Source organism: Candidatus Phyllobacterium onerii (genome assembly GCF_028331445.1).
GTDB lineage: Bacteria > Pseudomonadota > Alphaproteobacteria > Rhizobiales > Rhizobiaceae > Phyllobacterium > Phyllobacterium onerii.
On record NZ_JAQMHX010000007.1, the window covers coordinates 255,380 to 280,777 of the forward strand.

The window sequence follows — 25,398 nt, forward strand, 5'->3', positions numbered from 1 at the left end:
ATGGCAGGTCCGCATACGGCAATGGTCTTGGCAGCCGGTCTTGGCAGGCGCATGGCTCCAATTACCGATACGATGCCGAAACCACTGGTAAAAGTAGCCGGCAAACCATTAATTGATTGGGGACTCGAGGCGCTTGAAAATGTGGGCGTCGAGCGAGCTATCGTTAACGTCCACTATCTTGCCGATCAGGTTGATGCACATCTGGCGCAACGCAGGACACCCGCGATTATCGTCTCGGACGAGCGCGATGAACTGCTCGATTCCGCCGGCGGTATCATCAATGCTCTCCCGAAGATCGGATCCGATCCTTTCTATGTGGTCAACGCCGACACTTTTTGGGTGGATGGACCGAAGCCCAATCTTGTCCTGTTGGCTGAAGGATGGGATGATGCGCGCATGGATATTCTGCTGATGATTGCAGCAAAGGATCAGGCCACCGGCTATGATGGGCGCGGCGATTTCGACATGGACAACGACGGTCGCCTGCGCCGCCTCGGAATCGGCGAAACGTCGCCCAATATTTATGCCGGTGCAGCCATTATCCATCCGCGAATTTTCACAGGCGCCGTGGCGGGCAAGGCCTCGCTCAATCGCTATTTTGATGCGGCGATCGCCACGGACCGGCTTTATGGTCGGCGGATGGAGGGCATGTGGCTGACGGTCGGAACACCTGATGCGATTGGCGAGGCGGAAGCCGCCATCGCCAGACAGACGGTCAATGGTTGAGCACGGACATTCGCGCATATTCTCCATAGCACCGGGCATTCCGTTTCTGCCCGCTCTTGTTGATGCGTTGCGATCGGGCATACTTGTGCCCGGATATCCTGCGGATCCGTCGGATCCCATGGCGCTCGCACAGGCTATGATCTACGTGCCGACACGCCGCGCTGCACGCACTCTGCGCTCTTTGCTGGTCGAAACGAGCCCCGCCAAATCTGCTATCCTCCCCATCATCAGGCCCCTCGGTGATGTGGACGAGGATGCGGCAATGTTCGATATGGGATCGGATGCATTTTTCGATCTCCTGCCACCAATAGGCTCGACAGAACGCTTGCTGCTGCTCGCGCGGCTGGTGAGGCCTTGGCGCGAACGTCTGCCCAACCACGTCCGGGCACTTTTCGGCAACGAAGAGATCGCGATCCCGGCTACGACCGCCGATGCGATCTGGCTGGCGCGCGATCTTGCAAGCTTGATGGACCAGGTTGAGACCGAAGCGATGGGATGGTCGTCGCTATCCAACATTGTGTCGGAGGATCTGCCGAACTGGTGGCAGGTAACTCTGGATTTTTTGGGGATAGTCACCAGTCTTTGGCCCGACGTTCTTGCCAGCCGGCATCGATCCAATCCTGCCGCACATCGCAATCGGCTGATAGAACTCGAAGCCGAGCGTCTGTTGCGCAGCCCGCCCGCCGGGCCGGTTATTGCCGCCGGTTCCACGGGTTCCATACCCGCCACCGCACAGCTGCTCGCCGCCATCGCTCGCCTGCCACAAGGTGCTCTGGTCCTGCCCGGCGTCGATCGTGACATGGACGCGGCAAGTTGGGAACTTCTGGCCAATACCATCGATAGCCCATCGATCTTCGGTCACCCACAATATGGTTTGAGAAAGCTCTTGAGCCAGCTCGGCGTTCTGCGTCGGGACGTCATTCAGCTGGGAGACGCCGTAGCGCCAAAACGTGCGCGCGAGGCTTTGCTGGCCGAGGCGATGCGCCCCGCAGACACGAGTGAAGCCTGGGCCGATATCGACCGTGGCGATGGCAGGTTCTTGGCTGCCATCGCGCCTAGTGCGCTGGTGGAGGCGGCGAATGAACGGGAAGAAGCTCTCGCGGTCGCTGTCGCCTTGCGTGATGCGATTAACCAGCCAGGCAAGACGGCAGCCTTGATCACTGCGGATCGCGAACTTGCGCGCCGTGTCTCGACCGAGCTCGCACGCTTCAATATCACAGCCGATGATTCCGGCGGTCATGCCCTGCGCGAAACGCAGCCAGCCACACTGATGCGGCTAGCACTGGAAACAGTCTTCAATCCGGGCGATCCGGTCGCACTGCTCGCGCTTCTCAAACATCCATTGACCCGGCTCGGTCTAGAACGTTCCGCTGTTAGGCAAGCTGCGGAAACCATTGAACTCGTGTCGCTTCGAGGGGGCACGGGTCGGGCTACATTGTCTGGCCTGCGTTCCTTCTTCGAAAAACGCCTTTCGGACGCAAGCACAACGCCATTTGAACCCGGGTGGCTCCGGCAGATTACCGTTGCGCAGATCGAGGCTGCCCGCTCGGCCTGCGAAGCGCTCTCGCAATGCATGCAACCGCTGGCGGTCTTTGCTCCCAGAGAAGCCCCGGTGGAGATCGCGGAGATTATCCACGCCACTGTCGCCAGTCTGGAAAATCTGGCACGGGACGACCAAGGCGATATTGCGGCGCTCTATTCCGGCGCTGCTGGCGAACAGTTCGCAGCCTTCCTGCGCAATTTGATATCGGCAGATGCAGGACTGGAGTTCATGCCTTCCGAATGGCCGTCGATGATCGAGGCGCTGGTCGCCGGAGAGGTCGTGAAGCCTAAGGCCGGTGCGCATCCCCGCCTCTTTATCTGGGGGGCACTGGAAGCCCGTTTGCAGACGGTCGATACGGTCGTCATCGGCGGTCTGAACGAAGGGACGTGGCCGGGAAAAACCCGCAATGATCCCTTCATGTCGCGGCCAATGAAATCGATCGTCAATCTTGAACCTCCAGAACGGCGCACCGGCCTTGCAGCGCATGATTTCCAGATGGCGATGGGAATGGACCGCGTCATTCTCACGCGGGCGCAGCGCGCCGCCAACGCTCCGACGGTCGCGTCGCGCTGGTTACAACGCCTCGAAACAGTTCTTGGCAAAACTGCAACTACTGAATTGCGCGTGCAAGGTGCAAAATACCTGAACTGGGCGCGGGAGATCGATACTGCACCAGACGAAGATTTCGTCAAGCGGCCCGAACCCAAGCCGCCTTTAGGCGCGCGGCCAAAGCACTTCTCCGTCACAGAAATTGAGACGCTCAGGCGCGATCCCTACGCGATCTTTGCCCGGCGCATCCTGCGCCTGCGCCCTATCGAACCGCTGATCCGCGATCCCGACGTCGCAGAGCGCGGCTCTCTGTTCCACGATATCCTGGCAAATTTCACTGCAGAGGGCGTCGATCCGCAGAACGCCGATGCATCCGCACGTCTGCTGGAAATCGGACGGCGCTTTTTCGATGAAGTGGCCTTGCCGGAAGAAATCGATGCGGTGTGGTGGCCGCGATTTCAATCGTTGGTTCCGGAATACCTCCAATGGGAACGGCAACGGGCCCACCTTATAACGGCACGTCATCCAGAAATTGCTTCAAGAAAGATTCCCGTTGAAACGACCGGCGTGACGCTCTCTGGCCGTGCTGACCGCGTCGATCTACGGAGCGACGGTTTGGCCGAGATTATCGACTACAAGACCGGTTCGACACCATCCAAGCGCCAGGCGCATGTGCTTTTGTCCCCGCAGCTTGCACTCGAGGCAGCACTACTGGCGCGCGGAGCCTTCCACGAAGTTGGCGCGCGCGATGCTGCAGATCTGCTCTATGTGCGGCTCCGTCCCAACGGCAAGGTTGATCCGGAATCGATCCTGAAGATTGGTAGCGGCTCCAATAGCAGCGAAAAGTCAGGTCCGGAGCTTGGCGAGCTTTCGTGGCATCGCCTGACCGAGTTGCTCACCGCTTATCGCGACCCGCACAAAGGCTACCTTTCGCGGGCACTGCCATTCAAGGAAAGCGATTTGACCGGGGACTACGATCATCTCGCACGTGTGCTGGAATGGTCGGCGGGCGGCGCTGACGATAGCGGTGACGGCGAATGAAGGCGCCGCGCAACATCCCGATAGAAACGATTGCCAATCAAAACAAGGCAGCCGATCCGAAGGATTCCGTCTGGGTTTCGGCCAACGCCGGGTCAGGGAAGACGCATGTACTGACGGAACGCGTCATTCGCCTGCTGCTAGACGGAACCGATCCCTCCAAGATTCTTTGCTTGACGTACACCAAGGCAGCAGCAGCGGTCATGCAGAACCGCGTTTTTGCGCGATTGTCCGATTGGGCAACATTGGATGAAGGTGCATTGGCCCAGACCATCGAGAAGATCGATGGCAATCGCCCCGGGCCGAAACGGCTGGCACAAGCGCGACGCCTGTTTGCACGGGCGCTGGAAACGCCGGGCGGGCTCAAGATTCAGACCATCCACGCTTTTTGTGAAGCGATCCTCCATCAATTCCCGCTCGAGGCTAATATTGCTGGCCATTTTGAGTTGATGGATGACATGATGCAGGTCGCGCTGGTCGGCGAAGCGCGTCGCCAACTTTTGCAAGCCGCGCGCCTTGACCATAACGCGGAGCTTGCTGCTGCTTTTGCCGATGTGCTCGATGCCGCGGGAGAGTTTGGTCTGCAGCAACTGCTCGATGAAGCAGTAAACAAACGGCACGATCTGACACAATTTATCGGTGAAGTCGGTTATGATGATCTGCGCCGCCAGGCTTTTTATTCGCACTTCGGTTTCCAAGGCGACGAGACCGAAGGCAGCATTCTGTCAACGCTTTGGCCGGTGGACGAATTCGATCACTCAAGGTTGTCCGGCATTCTGCAGATACAAAAGAGTGCAACGCGGGCGCAAGAATTTGCGTTGATTCTGCTTCACGCGAAGTTCAACGAACAAGTCGACCAACGCGAGGAAGCGCTGCGAGCGGCGTTCCTGAAAGCGACGGGTGATCCCAAAAGCGGTTCCTATATCGCAACCAAGGGGGTAACGGACCGTTATCCGGATTTTATCGATCGTTACGATCAAGCGGCACAACGCGTATTCCGGGGTTTGGACCGTCTTAAACAATGGCGCGTGCTTCGCCTTACCCTTTCCGCGTTGGTTCTGATTGACGATCTGATCGGCCGCTATCAGCAGATGAAAAAGACGCATGGTCTGCTCGATTTCGACGATCTGATTGTGCGTACAGTGAGATTGCTGTCGCGTCAGGATGCTGGACCATGGGTACAATACAAGCTCGATAAAGGTATCGATCACATTCTGGTCGATGAGGCGCAGGATACGAGCCCCAATCAATGGCGTGTCATCCGTCTGCTCAGCGCGGAATTTTTTGCCGGCAAATCCGCCCGCGACATCCGGCGCACGCTGTTTGCCGTCGGTGACGAAAAGCAATCCATTTATTCGTTTCAGGGCGCTATTCCTGAGGATTTTGCCAAGCATGGCAGGGAGACCGAAAGAAACACCAGGCAATCTGAATTGAGTTTTGAGCGTGTCAATCTCAACTTCTCGTTTCGCTCGGCCCCCGATGTTTTGTCTGCCGTCGATAAAGTTTTTGCGCGGCCCGAGGCCAATCGTGGCTTCGGACGGGAACACGGCCCGACTGTCCATACGCCCATTCGCGATCATGACCCCGGCGAGGTTCAGATATGGGATATGATCACGCCAGAAAGCGCTCCGCAGGAAGACGATTGGCGCAAGCCCGTGGATAGCCTGCCTGCTCCACCTGTCCGGCTCGCTGAGCAGATCGCCGAGACGATAGATAGCTGGCTAAAGAATGGTGAGATAATTGAGGGGCAGGGCCGGCGTCTCGAAGCGCGAGACATCATGGTACTGGTGCGCAAGCGCGATCAGTTCATGCCAGCTTTGTCGCGTGAGCTGAAGAGGCGGCACGTCCCGGTCGCCGGCGCTGACAGGTTGAAGCTCACGGACCACATTGCCATCAAGGATCTGGTGGCGCTTGGCCGGTTCATGCTGCTGCCATCCGACGACCTGTCCCTTGCGGCGCTGTTGAAGAGTCCACTGTTCAAGTGGAATGATGAACAACTGTTTGACCTTGCTTATGGCCGGGCAGAACATGAAACACTCTATCAACGGCTGAAGGCGCGTGCTGACGATGATCTGATCGTGAGTGCAACGGCGCAACGATTGCAGAATTGGCGCAATCGGGCCGACACCGTACCAGTGTTCGAGTTCTATGCGGAGATTTTGGGGCCGGGAGGCGCAAGACGGGATCTGTTGGCAAGACTTGGCCATGAAGCCGGCGATGTCATAGATGAGTTTCAAAACTATGCGGTTGCTACGGAAAAGACCGGCCTCCCCGGACTTCAGGCATTCCTCGAAACTCTTGATGCCGCAACCCCCGAGATCAAACGCGAACTCGATCAGAGCCGCAATGAAGTTCGTATCATGACGGTACACGCAGCCAAGGGGCTGGAGGCGGCCGTCGTTTTCCTGGTCGATTCCGGCAGTGCGGCATCGGCTGGCGGTCGAACGCCAAGTTTGCTTTCTTTCAAGCTGCAGGAAAAAGATGGCTGGCAAGGTCCAGGTTTTCTCTTCGTACCTGGCAAGACCTATGCAACCGCCTTTACGGGAGCAATCGTCGATAATCTGAAAATTCGGGCCGAGGAAGAGTATCGCCGGCTTCTTTATGTCGGGATGACGCGCGCCGAAGATCGCTTGATCGTTTGCGGCTATCGCGGACCACGGCAGGCATCGGAAACCTGGCATGGTTTGGTCGAAGCCGCCCTGGGCGAGTTAAGCGAACCATTCCAGCATCCCGTAGAAACTGTGGTCGCCAGGCGTTATCGTGTGACGGAGCGTGCACGCTCGTCGATCGATGAACTGGCCACCCCCTCCGAGGCACGTGCCGAACCATTTCCTGCGGCCTATCGCTCTCCCATGCCGCGAGAAGCCGGCCTGCCAAGACCGCTTGTACCATCCGGCGTCTCGGTCTTGATCGAGCCGGACGACGAAGCGCCCGTGATGACCGGCTCGCCAGTATTGACAAGCGATGGGGGTGATCCATCTTTCGCGATCCGCCGTGGAACGGTCATCCACGCCTTGTTGCAGACCCTGCCGAACTTGTCCGCCGAACAACGGGTCCCAGCTGCGGAGCGCTACCTTTCGCGCGCAGCCTCCGACTGGCCCCGGCAGGAAATCGAAGATGCCTGGCAATCGGTCCTCGGCGTTATAGATGATCCACGCTATGCGCCGGTTTTCGCATCGGGCTCGCTTGCAGAAGTGGCGATCATGGGGACACTGCATCTGCGCGGCAAGGATCACGCTGTTTCGGGCGTGATCGACAGGCTGGCAGCCGATGAAAAGCGTGTGCTAATCGTGGATTACAAGACAAACCGTCCACCCCCGTCCACCCTCGCTAAGGTTCCGGAGGCGTATATCGCGCAGCTCGCCCTTTACCGCCAATTGCTGGAACCGCTTTATCCCGGCAAGACCGTGGAAGCTGCATTGCTCTTCACCGAAGGTCCGCACCTCATCGAGATCCCGGCGGACGCGATGCGCGACGCACTCGGTCGGATGGTGTGAGCAAACGATATGGATTGGAAAATGCAAAACGTGGTAAGGCTGATTATTGATTGCTGCGGGCCGGCAACGAAGCAGGATTGCAGCCTCCACCAGACTGTTTGCACTGAATCGTGACAACACCGAGCTTGACGATTGCGAGCCGACTCACCACATGATGTGCAACACATTCACAAACACACAAGGAAAAGCCCATGGCTACCGTCAAGATCGACACCAGCAATTTCCAGTCCGACGTCATTCAGGCGGGCCAGCCTGTCGTCGTTGATTTTTGGGCGGAATGGTGCGGCCCGTGCAAGATGATCGCCCCTGCTCTTGAAGAGATTGCCTCCGAGATGGAAGGCAAGATCACGATCGCCAAGGTCAACATCGATGAAAATCCGGAACTGGCTGCCCAGTTCGGCGTGCGTTCGATCCCGACTTTGCTGATGTTCAAGGATGGTGAACTTGCTGCCAATCTGGTCGGCGCTGCTCCGAAGAGCAAATTGTCCGACTGGATCAGGAATTCGGCTGCTTGATTGTTCAAGTCATTTGAACGAAAAAAGCCCGGTTTACTGCCGGGCTTTTTGTTGCGCGGAGTTTTCGAGAGCAATTCCAGGAAAAGTGGGAACCGGGTTTCCGTCCGGAATTTGCATAAAAACAGAGCTTTATAGAGGCGGCGTGCCGTTGTCCGAAAGAACGTCGCCAGCCAGATACAGCGACCCGCCTATAAGAATTCGCGGTGCCGGCTCGGATGTATCCCAGCTATGCGCCAGAATCTTCAGAGCATTTTCGACTGAATGTACAGGTTCAGCCGAAAGCCCGGCTTCATTGGCAGCAAGCGCGAGCTCGTCATGCGGAATCCCGGCGCCACTGGAACGTATCGGCACCGTATAAACGTGCCGCGCCATGCCGGTAAAAGCCTGAAAATACCCAACTGGATCCTTGGTATTGATCATGCCGGTGATCAGAAACAGCGGCCGTTGGTTGCGATCTTCCAATGTGGCAATCGCCTCGGCGATCACCAGCCCCGCTCCGGGGTTGTGTCCGCCATCAAGCCAGATTTCCGAGCCCGGGACCGCCATCTCCACCAGCTTGCCCTTGATGAGCCGCTGCATCCGGGCGGGCCACTCGACGTTTGCCATCGCCCGTTCGACGGCCTGCTCCGGCACCTTGAAACCGGCTGTTCTGACCGCCTGGATTGCTGCCGCAGCGTTCGCCAGCTGGTGGCGGCCGAGCAGCGCCGGCAAAGGCAGGTCCATCAGTCCCTTGTTGTCCTGATAGACCATGCGCCCGCGTTCTTCGAAGCTGAGGAAATCCTGGCCATACACTGTAAAGGGGCAATCGCGGCGTTCGGCGGTCTCGATCAGCACCATGCGAACGGCTTCTTCTTCCTGGGCTCCGATGACAACAGGGCAACGCGGCTTGATGATGCCGGCCTTTTCCGCGGCAATCAGCTCCACACGATCACCGAGATAGGGCTGGTGATCGAGCGAAATGGGCATGATGACACTGACGGCCGGCTCGGGAATGACATTGGTGGCATCGAACCGCCCGCCAAGGCCAACTTCGAGGATGACAGCATCCGCCGGGTGCTCAGAGAACAAAACGAAAGTGACGGCGGTTAGGATTTCGAAGACGGTGATTGCCTGTCCGGCATTGGCGTCGGCAACCCGCCTGACCGCATCCGCCAGCACATCGTCCTCGACGATCTTGCCGCCGCCGGGCGCGCCAATCCGATAGCGCTCATGCCAGCGTACGAGATGCGGCGAGGTGTGGACGTGCACCGTGTAGCCCGCGGCTTCAAGGAGCGCCCGCGAGAAAGCGACGGCAGAGCCCTTGCCATTGGTGCCAGCGACGTGGATTACCGGCGGTATCCGCAGCTGCGGATTGCCCAGCGTGTCCAATAGGCGCGTTATACGGCCGAGAGACAGATCGAAGCCCTTGGGGTGGAGCCCGAGGAGCCGGTCGATCTCTTGTTCAGCACGCGATGGCATTGCACAGCCAATTCAAAAAGCAGGTCGGCATCAAGCTTCGGTTTCGACCGGTACCGGCACCACGGCCTGTTCGTTGGGGTGTTCCTCAGCAATTTCCGTGGCCGCTTCACCCATCAGCATTTTCAACAGCCGGGCAATCGTCGCTTTCAATTCCGTACGCGGCACGACCATGTCCACCATCCCATGCGTCTTCAGATATTCGGCGCGTTGAAACCCTTCGGGCAATTTTTCACGGATGGTCTGTTCAATAACGCGCTGTCCGGCAAAGCCGATCAATGCACCGGGTTCGGCGATGTGGATATCACCAAGCATTGCGTAAGAGGCCGAGACGCCGCCTGTCGTCGGGTTCGTGAGGACGACGATATAAGGCAGACCAGCTTCCTTCAGCATTTCGACACCGACCGTCGTACGCGGCAACTGCATCAGGGAAAGAATTCCCTCCTGCATGCGAGCACCGCCGGACGCAGCGAAAAGCACCAGTGGTTTCTTTTGGGCGATCGCGGTTTCGAAACCCTTGATGATCGCCTCACCCGCCGCCATGCCGAGCGAACCGCCCATGAAACTAAAATCATGGATGGTCACGACGATCGGTAGTCCCTCGATCGTGCCAAGCGCGTTGATGATCGCATCATCCTGGCCGGTTTTGATGCGGTGCTCCTTCAGCCGGTCGACGTAGCGCTTTTCATCGCGGAATTTCAATGGATCTGTCGCAACTTTCGGCTGTTCCAGCACTTCAAAGACACCGTCATCGAAAAAGAACTTCAACCGGTCCTTTGCGGGGATACGCATATGATGGCCGGAAGTTGGTACGACCCACTGGTTCTTTTCCAGATCCGTATGGAAAACCATTTCGCCGGATTCAGGATCCTTGATCCAGAGATTCTCCGGCATTTCACGGCGACCAAGCATCGAATTGATCTTGGGCCGGACGTAGTTCGTGATCCAGTTCATGATCGGTCCTGTTCTTCTAGCAAACGGTTGATTTAGGAACTTTACTCGGCCGCCGCAAGACTTGACGCCCGCACACCGCTGGAAAGGCCTTTGACCATCGTGGCAACGGCTTCGGCGGGATCGGCCACCAAGGAACCGTCGGGATTGATCGTGTTAGCAACAGCATTGACGATCGCCGTGCCGACGACAACGCCGTCTGCGGCGGAGCCGATTACCTTGGCCTGCTCAGCGGTCTTGACGCCGAAGCCGACGACGACCGGCAAGTCCGTATGCATCTTGATCCGCTCGACAGCGGCCGCAACCCGGCTCGTATCAGGCAATGCCGATCCGGTAATGCCGTTCATCGATACATAGTACACAAAGCCCGATGTGTTCTGCAGGACCTTCGGCAGACGCTTGTCATCAGTTGTTGGCGTCGCCAGGCGAATGAAATTGATCCCGGCCTTGATCGCAGGAATGCAGAGTTCTTCGTCCATTTCCGGCGGCAGATCGACAATGATCAGGCCGTCGATGCCAGAGGCGACGGCATCCACAAGGAAACGGTCGACGCCGTAGATGTAGATCGGGTTGTAGTATCCCATCAGCACGATCGGGGTGGTATCGTCGGTTTGCCGAAAGCGCGCGGCGAGATCGAGCGTCTTCGTCAGCGACATGCCCTTTTTAAGGGCCCGCAACCCGGCAGCCTGAATGGCAGGTCCGTCCGCCATGGGGTCAGAGAATGGCACACCGAGCTCGATGATATCGGAACCGGCGCCGGGCAGCCCCTTCATGATTTTCAGCGATGTGTCGAAGTCCGGATCGCCGCCCATGAAATAGGTCACGAGTGCCGGACGCCCTTCAGCTCTGAGCGCTGCGAATTTTCTGTCGATACGCGTCGTCATGATCAGATGTCCATCCCTAGAAGCTGCCCGACCGTATGCACATCCTTGTCGCCACGCCCGGAAAGATTGACGATCATGATCTTGTCCTGTGCCATCTTAGGCGCGATTTTCACCGCATGGGCGATGGCATGGGCGGATTCCAGTGCAGGAATGATACCTTCGGTGCGGGTTGTCAGGGTGAACGCTTCGAGAGCTTCATCGTCGAGTATCGGTACGTAGGAAACGCGGCCCGTATCGCGCAACCATGAATGCTCCGGCCCCACGCCCGGGTAGTCGAGACCGGCCGAAACCGAGTGACCGTCGAGGATCTGGCCGTCCTTGTTCTGCAAGAGATAAGTGCGGTTGCCGTGCAAGACGCCAGGACGCCCCGCGCTCATCGAGGCGCAGTGCTCTTCGCCATCCAGCCCACGGCCGCCGGCTTCGATGCCGATGATCTCGACACTCTTGTCGTCAAGGAAGGGATGGAACAGACCAATTGCGTTGGACCCGCCACCAACGGCAGCAATGATGGTGTCCGGCAGGCGACCTTCGCGTTCGAGGATCTGCTCGCGGGCTTCAGTACCGATGACCGACTGGAAATCCCTTACCATCTCCGGATAGGGATGCGGACCAGCGGCGGTGCCGATCAGGTAATAGGTATCCTCGACATTAGAGACCCAGTCGCGCAGGGCCTCGTTCATCGCGTCCTTCAACGTGCCATGGCCAGACGATACCGGCTTGACCTCGGCGCCGAGCAATTTCATGCGAAACACATTCGGCTTCTGCCGCTCGACGTCGGTCGCGCCCATATAGACCACGCAAGGCAGGCCGAAACGGGCGGACACCGTGGCCGACGCGACGCCGTGCTGGCCGGCGCCGGTCTCCGCGATGATGCGGGTCTTTCCCATACGCTTTGCAAGCAGGATCTGGCCAAGGCAATTGTTGATCTTGTGGCTGCCGGTATGGTTCAGATCTTCGCGCTTGAAATAGATCTTTGCGCCGCCGTCGAGGCCCTGATCCTTGGCCAGCTGGCGCACATGTTGTGTCAGGCCTTCTGCGTAGTAGAGCTTGGATGGCCGTCCGGCGTAGTGCGTTGACAGGGCCTGAAGCTCTGCTTTGAACGATGGATCGTTCTTCGCGTCTTCATAGGCCTGCTGCAATTCAAGAATCAGCGGCATCAGGGTCTCGGCAACAAAACGCCCACCGAAAATGCCGAACATGCCCTCCTCGTCAGGGCCTGTCTTGAATGAATTGGGTTCAACCACCGTGTTCACTGCATCACTCCAATCTTGAGGCTCTGTCGCTTTGTTAAAACGACCGCCTCTTATATTCAGGCCGCATCAGCGCTTTTGGCAGCGCGCACAGCCCGGAAAAAATCCTTGATCAGGCCAACATCCTTCACGCCCGGTGCAGACTCGACGCCGGAGGAAATGTCGATGCCTTGTGCATTCGTCGCCCGTAACGCCTCGGCGATATTACTCGCGTTGAGACCACCGGAAAGCATGTAATCGGTAGAGGCGTCAAGCTCACTCAGCACCCGCCAGTCAAAAGAAACACCGTTTCCGCCAGGAAGCTCCGATCCCTTTGGTGGTTTGGCGTCAAAAAGGAAGCGATCGGCCACGCCGATATACGGCTTGATCTGTTCAAGATCGCCGCGTTCGCGCAAGGCAAGTGCCTTCATGACCGGCAAGCCATAACGGGCCTTGATGTCCGCAACCCGGTTAACGCTCTCATCGCCATGCAATTGGAGCATGTCCGGCTGCATCGCAGCAACAATCGTGTCGAGCGTGACGTCATCCGGATCGACAGTCACAGCGACTGCTATCGCGCGCCCCCTGGCAGCCTGACGCAGACGGCCAGCCTCGCGAGGATCGGCATAGCGGGGGCTTTTCGGAAAGAAAATGAAGCCGATATGAGATGCGCCGCCGTCCAGTGCCGCAGCCACTGCTTCGTCGGTTTTCAACCCGCATATCTTGATATCGAGGCTCATAAGCCGCCACTCGCACGAAAATGCGTCAAAGTCGAGGATTTTGCGCATTTGGTCAATGGTTAGAGATGGTGGTGATAGCCTTCTTTAACAAGGAAATCGAACGCATCCGCGACAGATGCAGGGATGGATTGCGCTATCTGGAAGCCTTTGGACGGATAGTCGCGTATTCGCTGCACGTCGCCGACCATTTCGTGGACGAACATTTCAAACGAGTAGGCTTCGATCGGTTGTTCTTCGAAGCGCGTCATTGGTGCAGTGACGAGTGCCGATACTTCGGGCCATTGTGCCCGGACCGTCGCATAGGCGCGGCGCTGGGTCTGGGGCTTGGTGACAATGATGATGCGAGCCACCTGACCCTTCGCCATTGCACGTGAAAAGCGGATGTTCTCCCCGATATTGGTGGCTTGCGGTTCAATCAGGATCGCGTCCGCAGGAACACCCCGTTCCCTGGCACGACTGGCAAACGCGTCAGCTTCACTGCCATCGAACAGATTGTTGGTCCAATTGCCGGATTTGCCGGTAAAGAGAATTTTTTTGGCCATGCGCTGGTGAAACAGCTCGGCGCAACGATCGGCGACGCGCAAGTCGTAGCTGCCGAGACCAATGATCACATCGACCTCAGACAGTTCGTCATAGATGAGATGAAAATTCCACAGCGTTCTTGCCGCCTGCAAAACGGCAGGTGAAAAAGCGCGTTCCATCAGTTGAAATCGATAGCCTGCAAGGCGCTGCCATTGCGTTTCAGCCAGGCTTTGCAGCGCTCTGTGTCGGGGCAAAGCTCGCCGCACAATTTCCAGAATTTCGGACCGTGGTTCATCTCTTTCAAATGGGCCACTTCATGTGCGACGAGATAGTCGATAACCGGTGGTGGCGCCATCATGATGCGCCAGGAAAAAGATAATGTGCCGTCCGATGTGCATGAGCCCCAGCGGCTCTTTGTATCTTTCAGGCGAACAGCCTTTGCGCGCCGCCCAACAGTTGTCGTGTGACGGGCGACGAGCATTTCCAGGTCGCGTCGCGCCTCTCGTTTCAAGAAGTCGCCAACGCGCCGGGCGAGATGCGGACGGTCGCCGTAGACGATCAGCCTTGGCCCCTCCGCTCCGTTTTCCTGCCGCACAGTTCCACGCTTTGCTGGTTCGTGCACGATGAGATGTGGCACGCCGCGTACGGGGATCTTCACACCCGGGCGTACGTTCGGTTGATCGGGCATTTTCGCAATGCGGGTCTCGATCCAGCCTTCGTGACGGACGAGAAATTTTTCGACTTCCCGCGCAGGTATGCCCGGCGGCACGGTCATGCGTAGACCCTTGCCACCCGCATCGATGCGCAGTGTCAACCGCGTCGCTCGCGGATTTTCCATGACCCGCAGCGGCAGGACCCGGCCCGCGACCTCATAACTCCGCTCGGCTTTAAGCGTCGCGGATTGTTTCGGCGGGCTGCGGAACAGGGACAGGATCATAGAACTACTTTAATTGATTCGAGCAAAACCGGTGAGACAAAACAGAGGCGGCGCCACAAGGCGCCGCCATAGTAATCGAATTTCCAGGAACCGACCTTAAGTCCCTATTCCTGGTCGGCGTCATTCACACCTGGAACAGAACCCGAAGGTTTCTTTGGCGCAGCATTCCGCTCGGCCATGAAACGATCGAACTCTTCCCGGTCCTTGGCGCGCCGGAGCTCGCGGGCATAGTCTTCGAATTCGGTTCGCATCTCTTCGAGCTTGCGGCGTTCTTCGTCGAGCCGCTGCAGTTCCTTCTCGCGCCACTCGTCAAAGGCGACATTGCCAGTACCGAATGGGCCGCGGCCGAAATGCTGAGAACGGCGGCTGCGGCGGAACGCACCGCAAACATTATCGGCCGCATTGTTCATTTCGTGCTTGAAACCGCCGAAACGGTTGCCCCAGACAATGTAGGCAAGCATGGCCAAACCGAGAGGCCAGAACAACATGAACCCGATAATCATCAGAGCGATGGTCGCCGGAGACCAGCCTGGACGGATTAAAGCAGAAGTGTTCATCTAAAGCCCTTCCCTATCACAAAAGCCCGGCCCCTATTGGCCGATTGATATCGACATGGGAAAGACTTTGCGGCTTTTCAAGAAACTGTGATTTCAAATGCTCCAAATCATTGAAATACGAAACGTTTCTTTGCGTAGTCGATGGCTATGACGAGAAGTCCAGCCACCAGGGCCCAAAAGGCGGCGCCGATCCCTGCAATGCTAATACCGGAGGCCGTGACGGCAAAGGTAACGATCGCCGCCAGCCGCTCATGTTCGACTTTGAGCGCCAGCGACAGGGCATTGGTAAACGCCCCGATGAGCGCGAGACCCGCGACGAGGGCGATGAGCGGCGCAGGCAATACAGCAAACAGGGCAACCAGCGACGCCCCAAAAATCGCAAAGATCAGATAGGACAGTGCATAGAACGGGCCGGTCAGCCAGCGCTTTTCCGGGTCGGGATGCGCGTCCGGACCGGTGCAGATCGCAGCAGAAATTGCCGCCATGTTGCTTGTGTGAGCGCCGAACGGCGCCGTGATAAGGGAAACCAGACCGGTGACCTGCAGTGCCGCCGCCGTTGGCGGCTCGTAGCCCGCTGCGCGAAGCACGGCAAAGCCCGGCAGGTTCTGCGATGCCATGGTGACCAGATAAAGCGGCAACGCCAGGCCGATCATCGCGCGCATGTCGAAGACCGGCATGATGAGTGTAAGCGTCGAAAGCTCGACACCGGGGACGCTGGCAACACGGCCGCTGACAAAAGCATAAATCACCCCACCGAAAAGGACGGCCAGCACCGCCATGGCCGGGTTGAACAGGCGGATGATGAAGAAGAGCGCGATGAGAGGCAGTACAAAAACCGGGTCTATGGGTATGGTTCTCGCGGCGCCGATCAGGAACGCAAACAGCACACCGGCCAGCATGCCCGACGCTATCGATGCCGGAATCTTGGAGACAAAGGCAGAAACCGGTTTGATCAACCCGGTGAGAATGATCGCTATCGCGGTGACGATGAACGCCCCCACCGCCTGTGGCATGGTAAAGCCTATCGAGCCCCCGATGAGCGCCAGTCCGGGCGTTGACCATGCGGCTATGATCGGCATCTTGTAACGCCAGCTCAGATAGCCTGTCGCGAGGAACATCGCGAGACAGCATGCAGTCACCCAGCTTGCAGTTTCGGCCTGCGTGGCGCCGAGTGCCTGCGCTGCCGCGATGATAAGTGCAAGCGTTCCGCCAAAGCCGACGACAGCAGCGACGACAGCGGAAGCGATCACGGAAAAGCGCATGGAGCCTGGGAACCTATTGGAACGGATGAAGGAGTTTGACTCTTTCAACCATTGAAGACACGGTTCGGGTCAGAAGATCAAGGTCTTGCGGACGCGACAGGCGATGATCGCCGTCGCGCACCAGCGTAATCGTCACATCGTCGACGGGCAGGTGATCCATTAATCGCAGGGCATGGGTATAGGGCACGTCCTTGTCCTCCATACCTTGAAGGATGTGGACAGGACAATCGGTCTGGATGACACCCTTCAAAACCTGGTTGGTCTTGCCGTCTTCGAGCAAAGCCTTGGTATAGATGTAGGGTACGGACGAATAATCGGACGGTTCTTCCATATAACCGCGTTCGGCGATCTGCCGGCGCTGATCATTTGTCAGTTGCGGCTCGACGAGTTCCGAGGTGAAATCCGGCGCCGGTGCAATGAGCACCAGACCTGCGACCCGCCCGCCTTCACCAGTCCTTTGCAATTCCTCGATCATGCGCAAGGCGATCCATCCGCCCATGGACGAGCCGACAAGGATTTGCGGGCCGGAGGAAAACGCGCGAAATACTGCAAGGCTTTGCTCCAGCCACAACGAGATCGTGCCATCGCGGAATTCGCCGCCGGATTCGCCATGGCCCGAATAGTCGTGCCGAAGGAAGGCCGCACCGCGTTCCGCGGCCCACTGATCCAGCCATTGGGCTTTGCTGCCCAGCATGTCCGAGTAATAGCCCCCCAGCCATACAATGCCGGGCGTGCTGCCTTCGCGGCGGCGCAGTGCAATATCGAGGCCGTTGACGGTCAGGAACTGGGGCAGGGGTGCATTCATAAGGGTAACTCCGTGTCGTGATCGGCCTTTTGCCACGGCAAAGTTCATCGTTGAAGTCCGCAACATTGCATAAATCTGAAATAAACCTATGTTTGATTGGCGTGATTTTTCCCAAAAATAATGATATTGGCATGCGCCCGCGCACAGAAGCATTGCGGCCCCGGCCTGACGGTGCTATTTGCGGGTCCGAAATAATTCAAGGAGATTACTGCCATTCGTCGACCCTTTAGAGCCCAGGTGGTCCAGAAAGATGGACCTCGTTCCAACCGCGATATCCGCGTACCTCAGGTACAGCTCATTGATGCCGAAGGTGAAAACCACGGCATAGTCACTATTCAAGCAGCACTGGCGATGGCCGATGAGGCTGGACTCGATCTCGTCGAGATCGTGCCCAATGCCGAGCCGCCGGTCTGCAAGATCGTCGATCTCGGGAAGCTGAAATACCAGGGCCAGAAGAAAGCTGCTGAAGCGCGCAAGAAGCAGAAGACCGTCGAAATCAAAGAGATCAAGATGCGCCCGAATATCGACACGCATGATTATGATGTGAAGATGAAGGCGATCAAGCGTTTCTTCGAAGAGGGCGACAAGGTCAAGGTGACATTGCGGTTCCGTGGCCGTGAAATGGCTCACCAGGAACTCGGCATGCGGCTTCTGGATCGCGTCAAGGAAGATACGGTCGAAATTTCCAAGGTCGAGGCCGAGCCAAAGTTAGAAGGCCGCCAGATGATGATGGTTCTGGCGCCGCGCTGAAGCCAACAAACTTCCATAGAAAAGCCGCCTTCGGGCGGCTTTTCTATATGAATCGAATTCGAAGGGCCATCATGGCGGAACTGAACTCTCTCAAAGACATGTCCCGGTTTCAACATCGCAGACGCATTGCCGTTGCAATCGTCATCGGGCTGATCCTGGTTGCCCTTCTCACCATTCGCTCCGCATGGAGCAATGATCGCGTGCATGAGTATATCGAGGATTTCGGTATCGGCGTGATTGTCCTGACGATTCTTGGACGCATGTGGTGCACGCTCTACATCGGCGGACGCAAAAGCTCGGAGATCGTCCGTCTCGGGCCCTACTCGATGAGCCGCAATCCCCTCTATGTCTTCAGCACGATCGGCGCATTCGGCATCGGCATGATGACCGGCAGTCTGACTGTGTCGCTCGCGCTCGCTGTGATTTGCTACATTGCCTTCCAGTTCGTCATCACGGCCGAAGAGGGTTATCTCGAAAAGGTGTTCGGCGAGACCTACACAAACTATAAGCGGGAAGTGCCGCGCTTCTTCCCCAAATTATCCCTTTACAAAGAAACCGAAGTGCTGACCGTCAAGTCGTCCATGCTTTATAGGACGCTTACAGATGGACTGGTGTTCTTCGTATCCTATCCATTGCTCGAGTTCGTGGAATATCTGCAAGGCGAACACATTTTGCCGGTTCTGTTACGCCTCTACTAGGCTTTTCGCCGGCTCACGCGATTCAACTGTTGCGCTTTTTCTGACTTCTGGTAATAAGCACGCGTTCAAACCGCCCGGCAGGGCATGCCGTGGCGGTTTTGTATGCTTTCAGGCTTTGGTCGGCCTGAAGTCAAAAACGAGAGGCAGTCATTTCGCAGAAATGGCATAGGCCTAAAAAATCAGGAGTAGCAAAATGCCCAAGATGAAGACCAAATCTGCTGCCAAGAAACGGTTCAAGATCACCGGAACTGGCAAAATCAAAGCCGCCGCCGCTGGCAAACGCCATGGCATGATCAAACGTTCGAACAAATTCATTCGTGACGCGCGCGGCACGATGGTTCTTTCCGAGCCAGATGCGAAAATCGTGAAAAAGTTCCTGCCTAACGGTCTCTGATCGGGCAAACGTTATCCATCTCAGTAAGGAGATCATATCATGGCACGTGTAAAACGGGGCGTTACGTCCCACGCCAAGCATAAAAAAGTTCTGAAGCAGGCCGAGGGTTTCCGTGGCCGTCGCAAGAATACCATCAAGACTGCCAAGGCCGCTGTCGATCGTTCGAAGCAGTACGCTTATCGCGACCGCAAGAACAAGAAGCGTACTTTCCGCGCGCTCTGGACCCAGCGTATCAACGCCGCTGTCCGCGAACATGGCCTGACATACAGCCGTTTCATCGACGGTCTGTCGAAGTCGGGTATCGAGGTTGACCGCAAGGTTCTGTCGGATCTCGCGATCCACGAGCCGGAGGCATTCGGCTCGCTCGTGGTTTCTGCCAAGAAGGCGCTTGAATATCTCAAGAATACAACTCCGAACGCTTTTGAAGGCGCTGTTCACTAAGCCAGCGCTCCCAAAGCATTCCGGAAATTTAGATTTGGGAAACCCGCGCTGGCTCGGCTGGCGCGGGTTTTTCGATTTTTCTGCATCGACGAGCAAGAGGCGGTTATTTCGAGAGAAATGACAGGGGTCTCAAGAAACCAACAGGTGAAGAACGATGGACGACCTGGTACAACTGGAAAGCGTGCTTGCCGCGCAGATTGAGTCAGCCAATGACGAAGCGGCCATCGAGGCCGTCCGTATTGCAGCTCTCGGCAAGAAGGGCTCGATCTCGGAAAAGCTGAAGTCGCTCGGGTCCATGTCGCCGGAAGAGCGGCAGTTCCAGGGACCTGCCATCAATGGGTTGAAGAACCGCATTACTGAAGCACTCACCGCGCGCAGAAGTGCGCTCAAGGATGCCGCGATCACCTTGCGTCTTGAAAAGGAAAAGGTGGATGTCACGCTTCCTGTACGCGCCGCGCCGGCAGAGCGGGGGCGTATCCATCCGATCAGCCAGGTCGTCGATGAAATCACTGCGATCTTCGCAGATATGGGCTTCTCCATTGCCGAAGGTCCGGATATCGAGACCGACTACTACAACTTCACCGCGCTCAATTTTCCCGAGGGTCACCCGGCTCGCGAGATGCACGATACTTTTTTCTTCAATCCCGACGAGAACGGCGAGCGGCGGGTGCTGCGTACCCATACGAGCCCGGTACAGATTCGTACGATGGAAAATCAGAAGCCGCCGATCCGCATCGTTATTCCAGGTAAGACCTACCGCATGGATAGCGACGCCACCCATTCGCCCATGTTCCACCAGGTTGAAGGGCTGGTCATCGACAAGTCGGCCAATGTCGCCAACATGAAATGGGTGCTCGAAGAATTCTGCAAGGCGTTCTTCGAAGTGCCGTCGCTGAAGATGCGCTTTCGCCCGTCCTATTTCCCCTTCACCGAGCCATCGCTGGAGGTCGATATCCAATGTGACCGCTCCGGCAAGGAAGTGAAATTCGGTGAAGGCAACGACTGGATGGAAATTCTTGGCTGCGGCATGGTGCATCCGAATGTGTTGCGCGCCGGCGGTCTCGATCCGGATGAGTATCAGGGGTTTGCCTGGGGCATGGGCATCGATCGTATCGCAATGCTGAAATATGGCATGCCGGACCTGCGCGCCTTCTTCGATGCCGATGTGCGTTGGCTCCAGCACTACGGTTTCCGCCCGCTCGACATGCCGACGCTGTTCGGAGGCCTGAGCGCCTAGCGGCGCCTGACCTCAAGTCTCCAAAAGATTAAAATGCGAAACGAGTGAAATCATGAAATTCACACTCTCCTGGCTTAAAGATCATCTCGAGACCGAGGCGTCACTCGAAGAGATCGTCGATTCCCTGACAAGAATCGGTCTGGAAGTCGAGCATCTCGATGACAAGGCGGCGCTCACGCCCTTCGTCATAGCCAAGGTGCTGACAGCTTCCCGCCACCCCGATGCCGACAAGCTCCAGGTTTTGACTGTCGATACGGGCGACGGCAAGCCGCTGCAGGTGGTGTGTGGTGCGCCGAACGCCCGTGCGGGCCTGATCGGGGCGTTCGCGGCTCCAGGTACCTATGTTCCGGGCATCGACCTTACGCTGTCGGTCGGCAAGATTCGCGGCGTCGAAAGCCATGGCATGATGTGCTCCGAACGCGAACTGCAGATGTCGGATGAACACAATGGCATCATCGACTTGCCCGCAGACGCGCCTGTGGGAACCAGCTTCGCTGCCTATGCCGGCCTGGACGACCCGGTCATCGAGATCAACCTGACGCCGAACCGCCCGGATTGCACCAGCGTCTACGGTATTGCCCGCGACTTGGCTGCAGCCGGTCTCGGCAAGCTCAAGCAGCGACCGATCGTGCCTGTCAAAGGCGCAGGGCCGGCGCTGGTGGACGTTCATCTTGAACTAGGCGAAGATACCCATCTTTGCCCCGGCTTCGCTTGGCGTACCGTCAAGGGCGTCAAGAACGGTCACAGCCCGCAATGGCTGCAGCAGCGGTTGATCGCCATCGGCTTACGTCCAATCAATGCGCTCGTCGATATCACCAACTATCTGACCTTCGATCGCGGCCGTCCGTTGCACGTCTTCGATGCCGACAAGGTCAGTGGCAATCTCACCGTGCGCCGCGGCCGGGAAGGCGAGCAGATTCTTGGCCTCAACGGCAAGGAATATACGTTTGGTCCCGACAATGTAGTCATCGCCGATGCTGATGGGGTCGAATCGATTGGCGGTATCATGGGCGGCGAACACTCCGGCTGTGATGAGAACACCACCAATGTCGTGATCGAGTCCGCGCTTTGGGACGCGATGAATATTGCCCGGACAGGCCGGACGCTTGGTATCATCACCGATGCGCGCTACCGTTTCGAACGCGGCGTCGATCCTGAGTTCATGATCCCCGGTCTTGAGCTTGCCACACAACTGGTTCGCGATTTCTGCGGCGGCACGCCATCCGAAGCGAAAGTCATCGGCTACAAGGGCCATACGCCGAAGACAGTCCGGTTCCCCGCATCGGAGGTCAAGCGTCTTACCGGCATCGATGTTCCGGCTGAAACAAGCCTCGATATCCTGTCTCGCCTCGGCTTCAAGCCGCAAGGGAGAGGCGAACTCGTTGATGTGGTGGTCCCGTCATGGCGTCCTGATGTCGACGGCAAGGCGGACCTCGTCGAAGAAGTCATGCGTATTCATGGCGTCGACCAGATCGATCCGGAGCCACTTCTTAGCCATGCAGCTGTCAACGGCAAGATCCTGACCACGTTGCAGATCCGCACGCGCAACGCCCGCCGGGCACTCGCTTCGCGCGGCATGATGGAGGCGGTTACGTGGTCGTTCATTTCGGAGGCTTCAGCGAAAGCATTCGGCGGCGGTCAGAGCGAACTGAAGCTTGCCAATCCGATCGCGGCCGACATGTCCGACATGCGCCCATCGCTGTTGCCGGGCCTGCTTGCTGCCGTTCAGCGCAATGCCGATCGCGGCTTCAACGATCTCGCGCTGTTCGAGGTCTCCGGCACCTATGAGGGCAATACGCCGGAAGCGCAGCGCCGCGTTGCTGCCGGTGTTCGCCGGGGTACGGCGAAGTTCGAAGGCTTTGGCCGTCACTGGTCGGGTAATATTGGGCCAGTTGGCGTATTCGACGCAAAGGCCGACGCGCTTGCCGTGCTCGAAGCGTGCGGCGCTCCGATTGATAAGTTGCAGATCGAAAGCGGCGGTCCCGCCTGGTATCATCCCGGGCGTTCCGGCACGATCAAGCTCGGGCCGAAGGTAATCCTCGGAACCTTCGGCGAGTTCCATCCGAAGACGCTGGAAACCATCGATGTCTCTGGGAGCCTTTGCGGTTTTGAAGTTTTCATCGATGCCATTCCGGAACCAAAGCAGAAGGCGACGCGCACTAAGCCGGCGCTTAACCTTTCGGATTTCCAGACTGTCCGGCGTGACTTTGCGTTTGTGGTCGACAAGGCCGTGGAAGCGGGCGCGATTGTCCGGGCAGCGCTTGCCGGCGACAAGAAGCTGATCACCGGCGTTCAGGTCTTCGACCTGTTCGAAGGTGCATCGCTCGGTGTTGACAAGAAGTCCGTTGCGATAGAGGTGGCCATCCAGCCCGTGGAGCGCACCCTGACCGATGAGGATCTGGAAGCGCTGACAAAACGCATCGTTGAAAGCGTCGGCAAACAGACGGGTGGTGTGCTGCGCGGCTGAGAAATTCTCCATGTGAGGGCGCCGAAGGGGTGGGCAACGCCTACGGCGCCCTTGTTGCGATTTCAGTAAGCGGGCGAAGCTCAAATGCTGAAATCGCAAGAGAGGGGACCGCGATGGCTAGATCCCCTTTTTCCAGAGCTGGGGTACTCTAGAATTTGAACTCGGCAAGATTTGCCGGTGTAACGATCTTCGCCGGGCCGAGGATCAGTTCGCCTCCTGCGCCGATGGTGTATTCGCCCAGCCGGCCGGCGGTAAACTTGTCGCCTTCTTTTCCTTCTATCTTGCATTGCGCCAGCGCCTGCGCTGCCTGATAGGTCAGATATCCAAGGTCAGAAACATTCCACCAGATATCCTGGGCGCTGCCATTCTTGATGTATTTTGAAATCAGCGTTGCCGGCGCAAGCCCCGTCAGCTTCACCTTGCCGGTCAGGCCGGCCTCTTCAAGCGCACGGGCTGCGGCGGGGAGACCGATACCGGCTGGCACGATGATTGCTTTCAAGTCGGGAAATGCCTGAACGAGCGCCAGCGCCTGCTGCTGGTTGACCTGCTCGCTTTCTTCGCCATAGGCAACCTGTGCGAGCTTCAGTTCGGCAAACTTCGGATCGCTCGCCAGCTTGGCCTTAATGAACTCGATCCAGGTGTTCTGGTTTGTCGCGGTTGGCGTCGAAGAAAGGATGGCGAATTCCCCTTTGCCGCCGGTCAGGTCATAGGCGCTCTGCAGCATCATTTCAGCCAGACTGTCACCCTTGGCTTGGTTGACGAAGATCGACCGCGCTCCGGCCGCGACATCCGAATCGTAGGATATGACCCGAACGCCCTGCTTGGCGGCGCGCTTCAGTGCTGGCGCAACCGCATTGGCATCGTTGCCGGAAATAGCGATCACACCGACTTTTTGTGACACCAGGCTATTGATGAATTCGATCTGTGCCTCGGCGGTGCCCTGTGATGGCGCAACCTGAATGAGCGTTCCTCCGATTTCCTTTTGCGCTTCCTCGGCGCCTGTTTTGGCGACCTGAAAATAGGGATCCGTATCGAGCTTGGGCAAAAATCCAACGGTAACGGGCTCCTTGGCGCATTCCTGCGCAAGCGCCGAACCAATCAGCGGCCCACTGGCAAATATGCCAGCCAGCAGAACTTGTTTGAACAATTTCATGGTCTCCTCCTTAGAGCCTGCATTCCGGGAAATTTGATTGAACAATAGGCACCGGATTCACCCATTGCTTTTGCGCTGATGCGGCAATGCGATGAACCAGTCCAACAGAGGCTTCGAATAGTTGCCAAACAGCAGCGAACCGATCAGGAGCAGCCCGATAACCATGCCCTGCGCATCTCCGCCGATCTGGTTCAGTGCCAAGAGGTTGCGTATGACCGAAAGCAGCACAAGCGCCAGAAGAACGCCGGTGAGCTTGCCCTTCCCACCGAATACGCTGACGCCGCCGAGCAGGACGATGGTAATCACGTCGAGTTCCATGCCGAGCGCATTGTTGGCGCGCGCATTGGCAAGCCGGGCGGTGTAGACAATCCCTGCAATCGCACAAATGATCCCCGTCAACACGAAGAGAGCTGCCGTGATCCGCTTCACGGCAATTCCCGAATAGAGCGCAGCAAGTGGATTGCCGCCCAATGCATAGATGCGCTTGCCGGTCGAGGTCTTCTGAAGAACGATAGCGAAGACCGGCGCAAGGATCAGAAATGGCAGAATAGTCTGAGGGATACTGGTTCCTGGCACATTGTCGATGCCGAAATTGACCAGCGAGTCGGGCAGGATATTGATCGATCCAGTGCCGAGCAAAATATACCCGATACCACGATACATCGCCATCGTACCAAGTGTGACCACAAGCGAAGGCAGTCCGAGATAGGCGACGAAATAGCCGTTGAAGGCTCCAAGAATGCCACCGGCAAGCAACGTGAATGGCAATGCCAAGCCGAGTGGCACTGAAGCCTCGATCATCAATCCGAACAGAACACTGGTCAGCGCCAGGATGGAGGCAACCGACAGATCGATCTCGCGGACAATGATCAAGAGTGCCATGGGAAGCACCAGCAGTGCTTTTTCCGAAGCACTCGCCGCCAGTTGCGACAGATTGAAAGCAGAAAAGAAGTTGGGAACGAACACGATGCCGTAGCCGATCACGGCAATTGACGCTGCCAGCAACAACATATCCCAAAATTCCAGCCGTCGAATGAAGTTGGTCATG

At 57.6% G+C, this 25,398-nt stretch carries 22 protein-coding genes; 10 read left to right on the forward strand and 12 right to left on the reverse strand.

The genetic code is table 11. From position 1 onward, the window contains the following. From PHA01_RS17925 to trxA, 4 genes are all read left to right on the forward strand, one after another. Positions 1 to 726, forward strand: a complete 726-nt coding sequence (locus PHA01_RS17925) for a nucleotidyltransferase family protein (protein WP_271897741.1) — start codon at positions 1 to 3, stop codon at positions 724 to 726. Continuing rightward, positions 719 to 3,859 carry a double-strand break repair protein AddB gene (gene addB / locus PHA01_RS17930; RefSeq protein WP_271897742.1) on the forward strand — a complete coding sequence of 1,047 codons (3,141 nt, stop codon included), beginning with the start codon at positions 719 to 721 and terminating at the stop codon, positions 3,857 to 3,859. Before PHA01_RS17925 ends, addB begins: the two co-directional genes overlap by 8 nt. Next, positions 3,856 to 7,353 carry a double-strand break repair helicase AddA gene (addA, locus tag PHA01_RS17935; protein WP_271897743.1) on the forward strand — a complete coding sequence of 1,166 codons (3,498 nt, stop codon included), beginning with the start codon at positions 3,856 to 3,858 and terminating at the stop codon, positions 7,351 to 7,353. The genes addB and addA overlap by 4 nt, the downstream gene beginning before the upstream one ends. 191 nt (positions 7,354 to 7,544) lie before the next feature. Next, the gene (gene trxA / locus PHA01_RS17940) at positions 7,545 to 7,868 is read left to right on the forward strand and encodes a thioredoxin (RefSeq protein ID WP_112524851.1); all 324 of its coding nucleotides are present in this window, start codon (positions 7,545 to 7,547) and stop codon (positions 7,866 to 7,868) included. 129 nt (positions 7,869 to 7,997) lie between these two features. On the opposite strand, the gene PHA01_RS17945 is transcribed toward trxA, so the two are convergent. The 10 genes from PHA01_RS17945 to PHA01_RS17990 all read right to left on the reverse strand — a co-directional run bounded on the left by PHA01_RS17945 (position 7,998) and on the right by PHA01_RS17990 (position 17,210). Next, positions 7,998 to 9,326 carry a bifunctional folylpolyglutamate synthase/dihydrofolate synthase gene (locus tag PHA01_RS17945; protein ID WP_271897744.1) on the reverse strand — a complete coding sequence of 443 codons (1,329 nt, stop codon included), beginning with the start codon at positions 9,324 to 9,326 and terminating at the stop codon, positions 7,998 to 8,000. Between the two features lie 30 nt (positions 9,327 to 9,356). Next, positions 9,357 to 10,277 (reverse strand): acetyl-CoA carboxylase, carboxyltransferase subunit beta, encoded by a 921-nt coding sequence (gene accD / locus PHA01_RS17950; RefSeq protein ID WP_271897745.1) that lies wholly within the window; start codon positions 10,275 to 10,277, stop codon positions 9,357 to 9,359. Between the two features lie 41 nt (positions 10,278 to 10,318). Next, positions 10,319 to 11,158, reverse strand: coding sequence for a tryptophan synthase subunit alpha (trpA, locus tag PHA01_RS17955; RefSeq protein ID WP_271897746.1), 840 nt, complete (start codon positions 11,156 to 11,158; stop codon positions 10,319 to 10,321). Between the two features lie 2 nt (positions 11,159 to 11,160). Next, a complete protein-coding gene (gene trpB, locus PHA01_RS17960) occupies positions 11,161 to 12,411 on the reverse strand; it encodes a tryptophan synthase subunit beta (RefSeq protein ID WP_224507568.1) in 1,251 nt (416 codons plus the stop codon). A gap of 56 nt (positions 12,412 to 12,467) precedes the next feature. Continuing rightward, positions 12,468 to 13,127 (reverse strand): phosphoribosylanthranilate isomerase, encoded by a 660-nt coding sequence (locus PHA01_RS17965; RefSeq protein ID WP_271897747.1) that lies wholly within the window; start codon positions 13,125 to 13,127, stop codon positions 12,468 to 12,470. A gap of 59 nt (positions 13,128 to 13,186) precedes the next feature. Then, positions 13,187 to 13,828 carry a YdcF family protein gene (locus tag PHA01_RS17970; RefSeq protein WP_271897748.1) on the reverse strand — a complete coding sequence of 214 codons (642 nt, stop codon included), beginning with the start codon at positions 13,826 to 13,828 and terminating at the stop codon, positions 13,187 to 13,189. Further along, positions 13,828 to 14,586 carry a M48 family metallopeptidase gene (locus PHA01_RS17975; RefSeq protein WP_271897749.1) on the reverse strand — a complete coding sequence of 253 codons (759 nt, stop codon included), beginning with the start codon at positions 14,584 to 14,586 and terminating at the stop codon, positions 13,828 to 13,830. Before PHA01_RS17975 ends, PHA01_RS17970 begins: the two co-directional genes overlap by 1 nt. Before the next feature lie 104 nt (positions 14,587 to 14,690). After that, positions 14,691 to 15,143 (reverse strand): DUF2852 domain-containing protein, encoded by a 453-nt coding sequence (locus PHA01_RS17980; protein WP_271897750.1) that lies wholly within the window; start codon positions 15,141 to 15,143, stop codon positions 14,691 to 14,693. 107 nt (positions 15,144 to 15,250) lie between these two features. After that, the gene (locus PHA01_RS17985; protein WP_271897751.1) at positions 15,251 to 16,405 is read right to left on the reverse strand and encodes a benzoate/H(+) symporter BenE family transporter; all 1,155 of its coding nucleotides are present in this window, start codon (positions 16,403 to 16,405) and stop codon (positions 15,251 to 15,253) included. Positions 16,406 to 16,418: 13 nt separating this feature from the next. After that, a complete protein-coding gene (locus PHA01_RS17990; RefSeq protein ID WP_271897752.1) occupies positions 16,419 to 17,210 on the reverse strand; it encodes an alpha/beta hydrolase in 792 nt (263 codons plus the stop codon). A gap of 213 nt (positions 17,211 to 17,423) precedes the next feature. Here PHA01_RS17990 and infC point away from each other — a divergent pair, with 213 nt between their 5' ends. The 6 genes from infC (at position 17,424) to pheT (ending at position 23,197) form a co-directional block, all read left to right on the forward strand. Next, a complete protein-coding gene (gene infC / locus PHA01_RS17995) occupies positions 17,424 to 17,960 on the forward strand; it encodes a translation initiation factor IF-3 (RefSeq protein ID WP_112524829.1) in 537 nt (178 codons plus the stop codon). An 80-nt stretch (positions 17,961 to 18,040) separates the two neighbouring features. Next, positions 18,041 to 18,658, forward strand: coding sequence for a methyltransferase family protein (locus PHA01_RS18000; RefSeq protein WP_271897826.1), 618 nt, complete (start codon positions 18,041 to 18,043; stop codon positions 18,656 to 18,658). A 193-nt stretch (positions 18,659 to 18,851) separates the two neighbouring features. Then, on the forward strand, positions 18,852 to 19,052 hold the full coding sequence (gene rpmI / locus PHA01_RS18005) for a 50S ribosomal protein L35 (protein WP_106713409.1): 201 nt from the start codon (positions 18,852 to 18,854) through the stop codon (positions 19,050 to 19,052). Positions 19,053 to 19,091: 39 nt separating this feature from the next. Next, the gene (gene rplT / locus PHA01_RS18010; protein ID WP_271897753.1) at positions 19,092 to 19,493 is read left to right on the forward strand and encodes a 50S ribosomal protein L20; all 402 of its coding nucleotides are present in this window, start codon (positions 19,092 to 19,094) and stop codon (positions 19,491 to 19,493) included. 154 nt (positions 19,494 to 19,647) lie between these two features. After that, on the forward strand, positions 19,648 to 20,730 hold the full coding sequence (pheS, locus tag PHA01_RS18015; RefSeq protein WP_271897754.1) for a phenylalanine--tRNA ligase subunit alpha: 1,083 nt from the start codon (positions 19,648 to 19,650) through the stop codon (positions 20,728 to 20,730). A 52-nt stretch (positions 20,731 to 20,782) separates the two neighbouring features. Then, positions 20,783 to 23,197, forward strand: coding sequence for a phenylalanine--tRNA ligase subunit beta (gene pheT, locus PHA01_RS18020; protein ID WP_271897755.1), 2,415 nt, complete (start codon positions 20,783 to 20,785; stop codon positions 23,195 to 23,197). A 148-nt stretch (positions 23,198 to 23,345) separates the two neighbouring features. On the opposite strand, the gene PHA01_RS18025 is transcribed toward pheT, so the two are convergent. Then, positions 23,346 to 24,350 carry a rhamnose ABC transporter substrate-binding protein gene (locus PHA01_RS18025; protein ID WP_271897756.1) on the reverse strand — a complete coding sequence of 335 codons (1,005 nt, stop codon included), beginning with the start codon at positions 24,348 to 24,350 and terminating at the stop codon, positions 23,346 to 23,348. Between the two features lie 57 nt (positions 24,351 to 24,407). Next, complete coding sequence (locus tag PHA01_RS18030; protein ID WP_271897757.1) at positions 24,408 to 25,397, reverse strand: ABC transporter permease; 990 nt, start codon at positions 25,395 to 25,397, stop codon at positions 24,408 to 24,410. Position 25,398 lies beyond the last annotated feature (1 nt).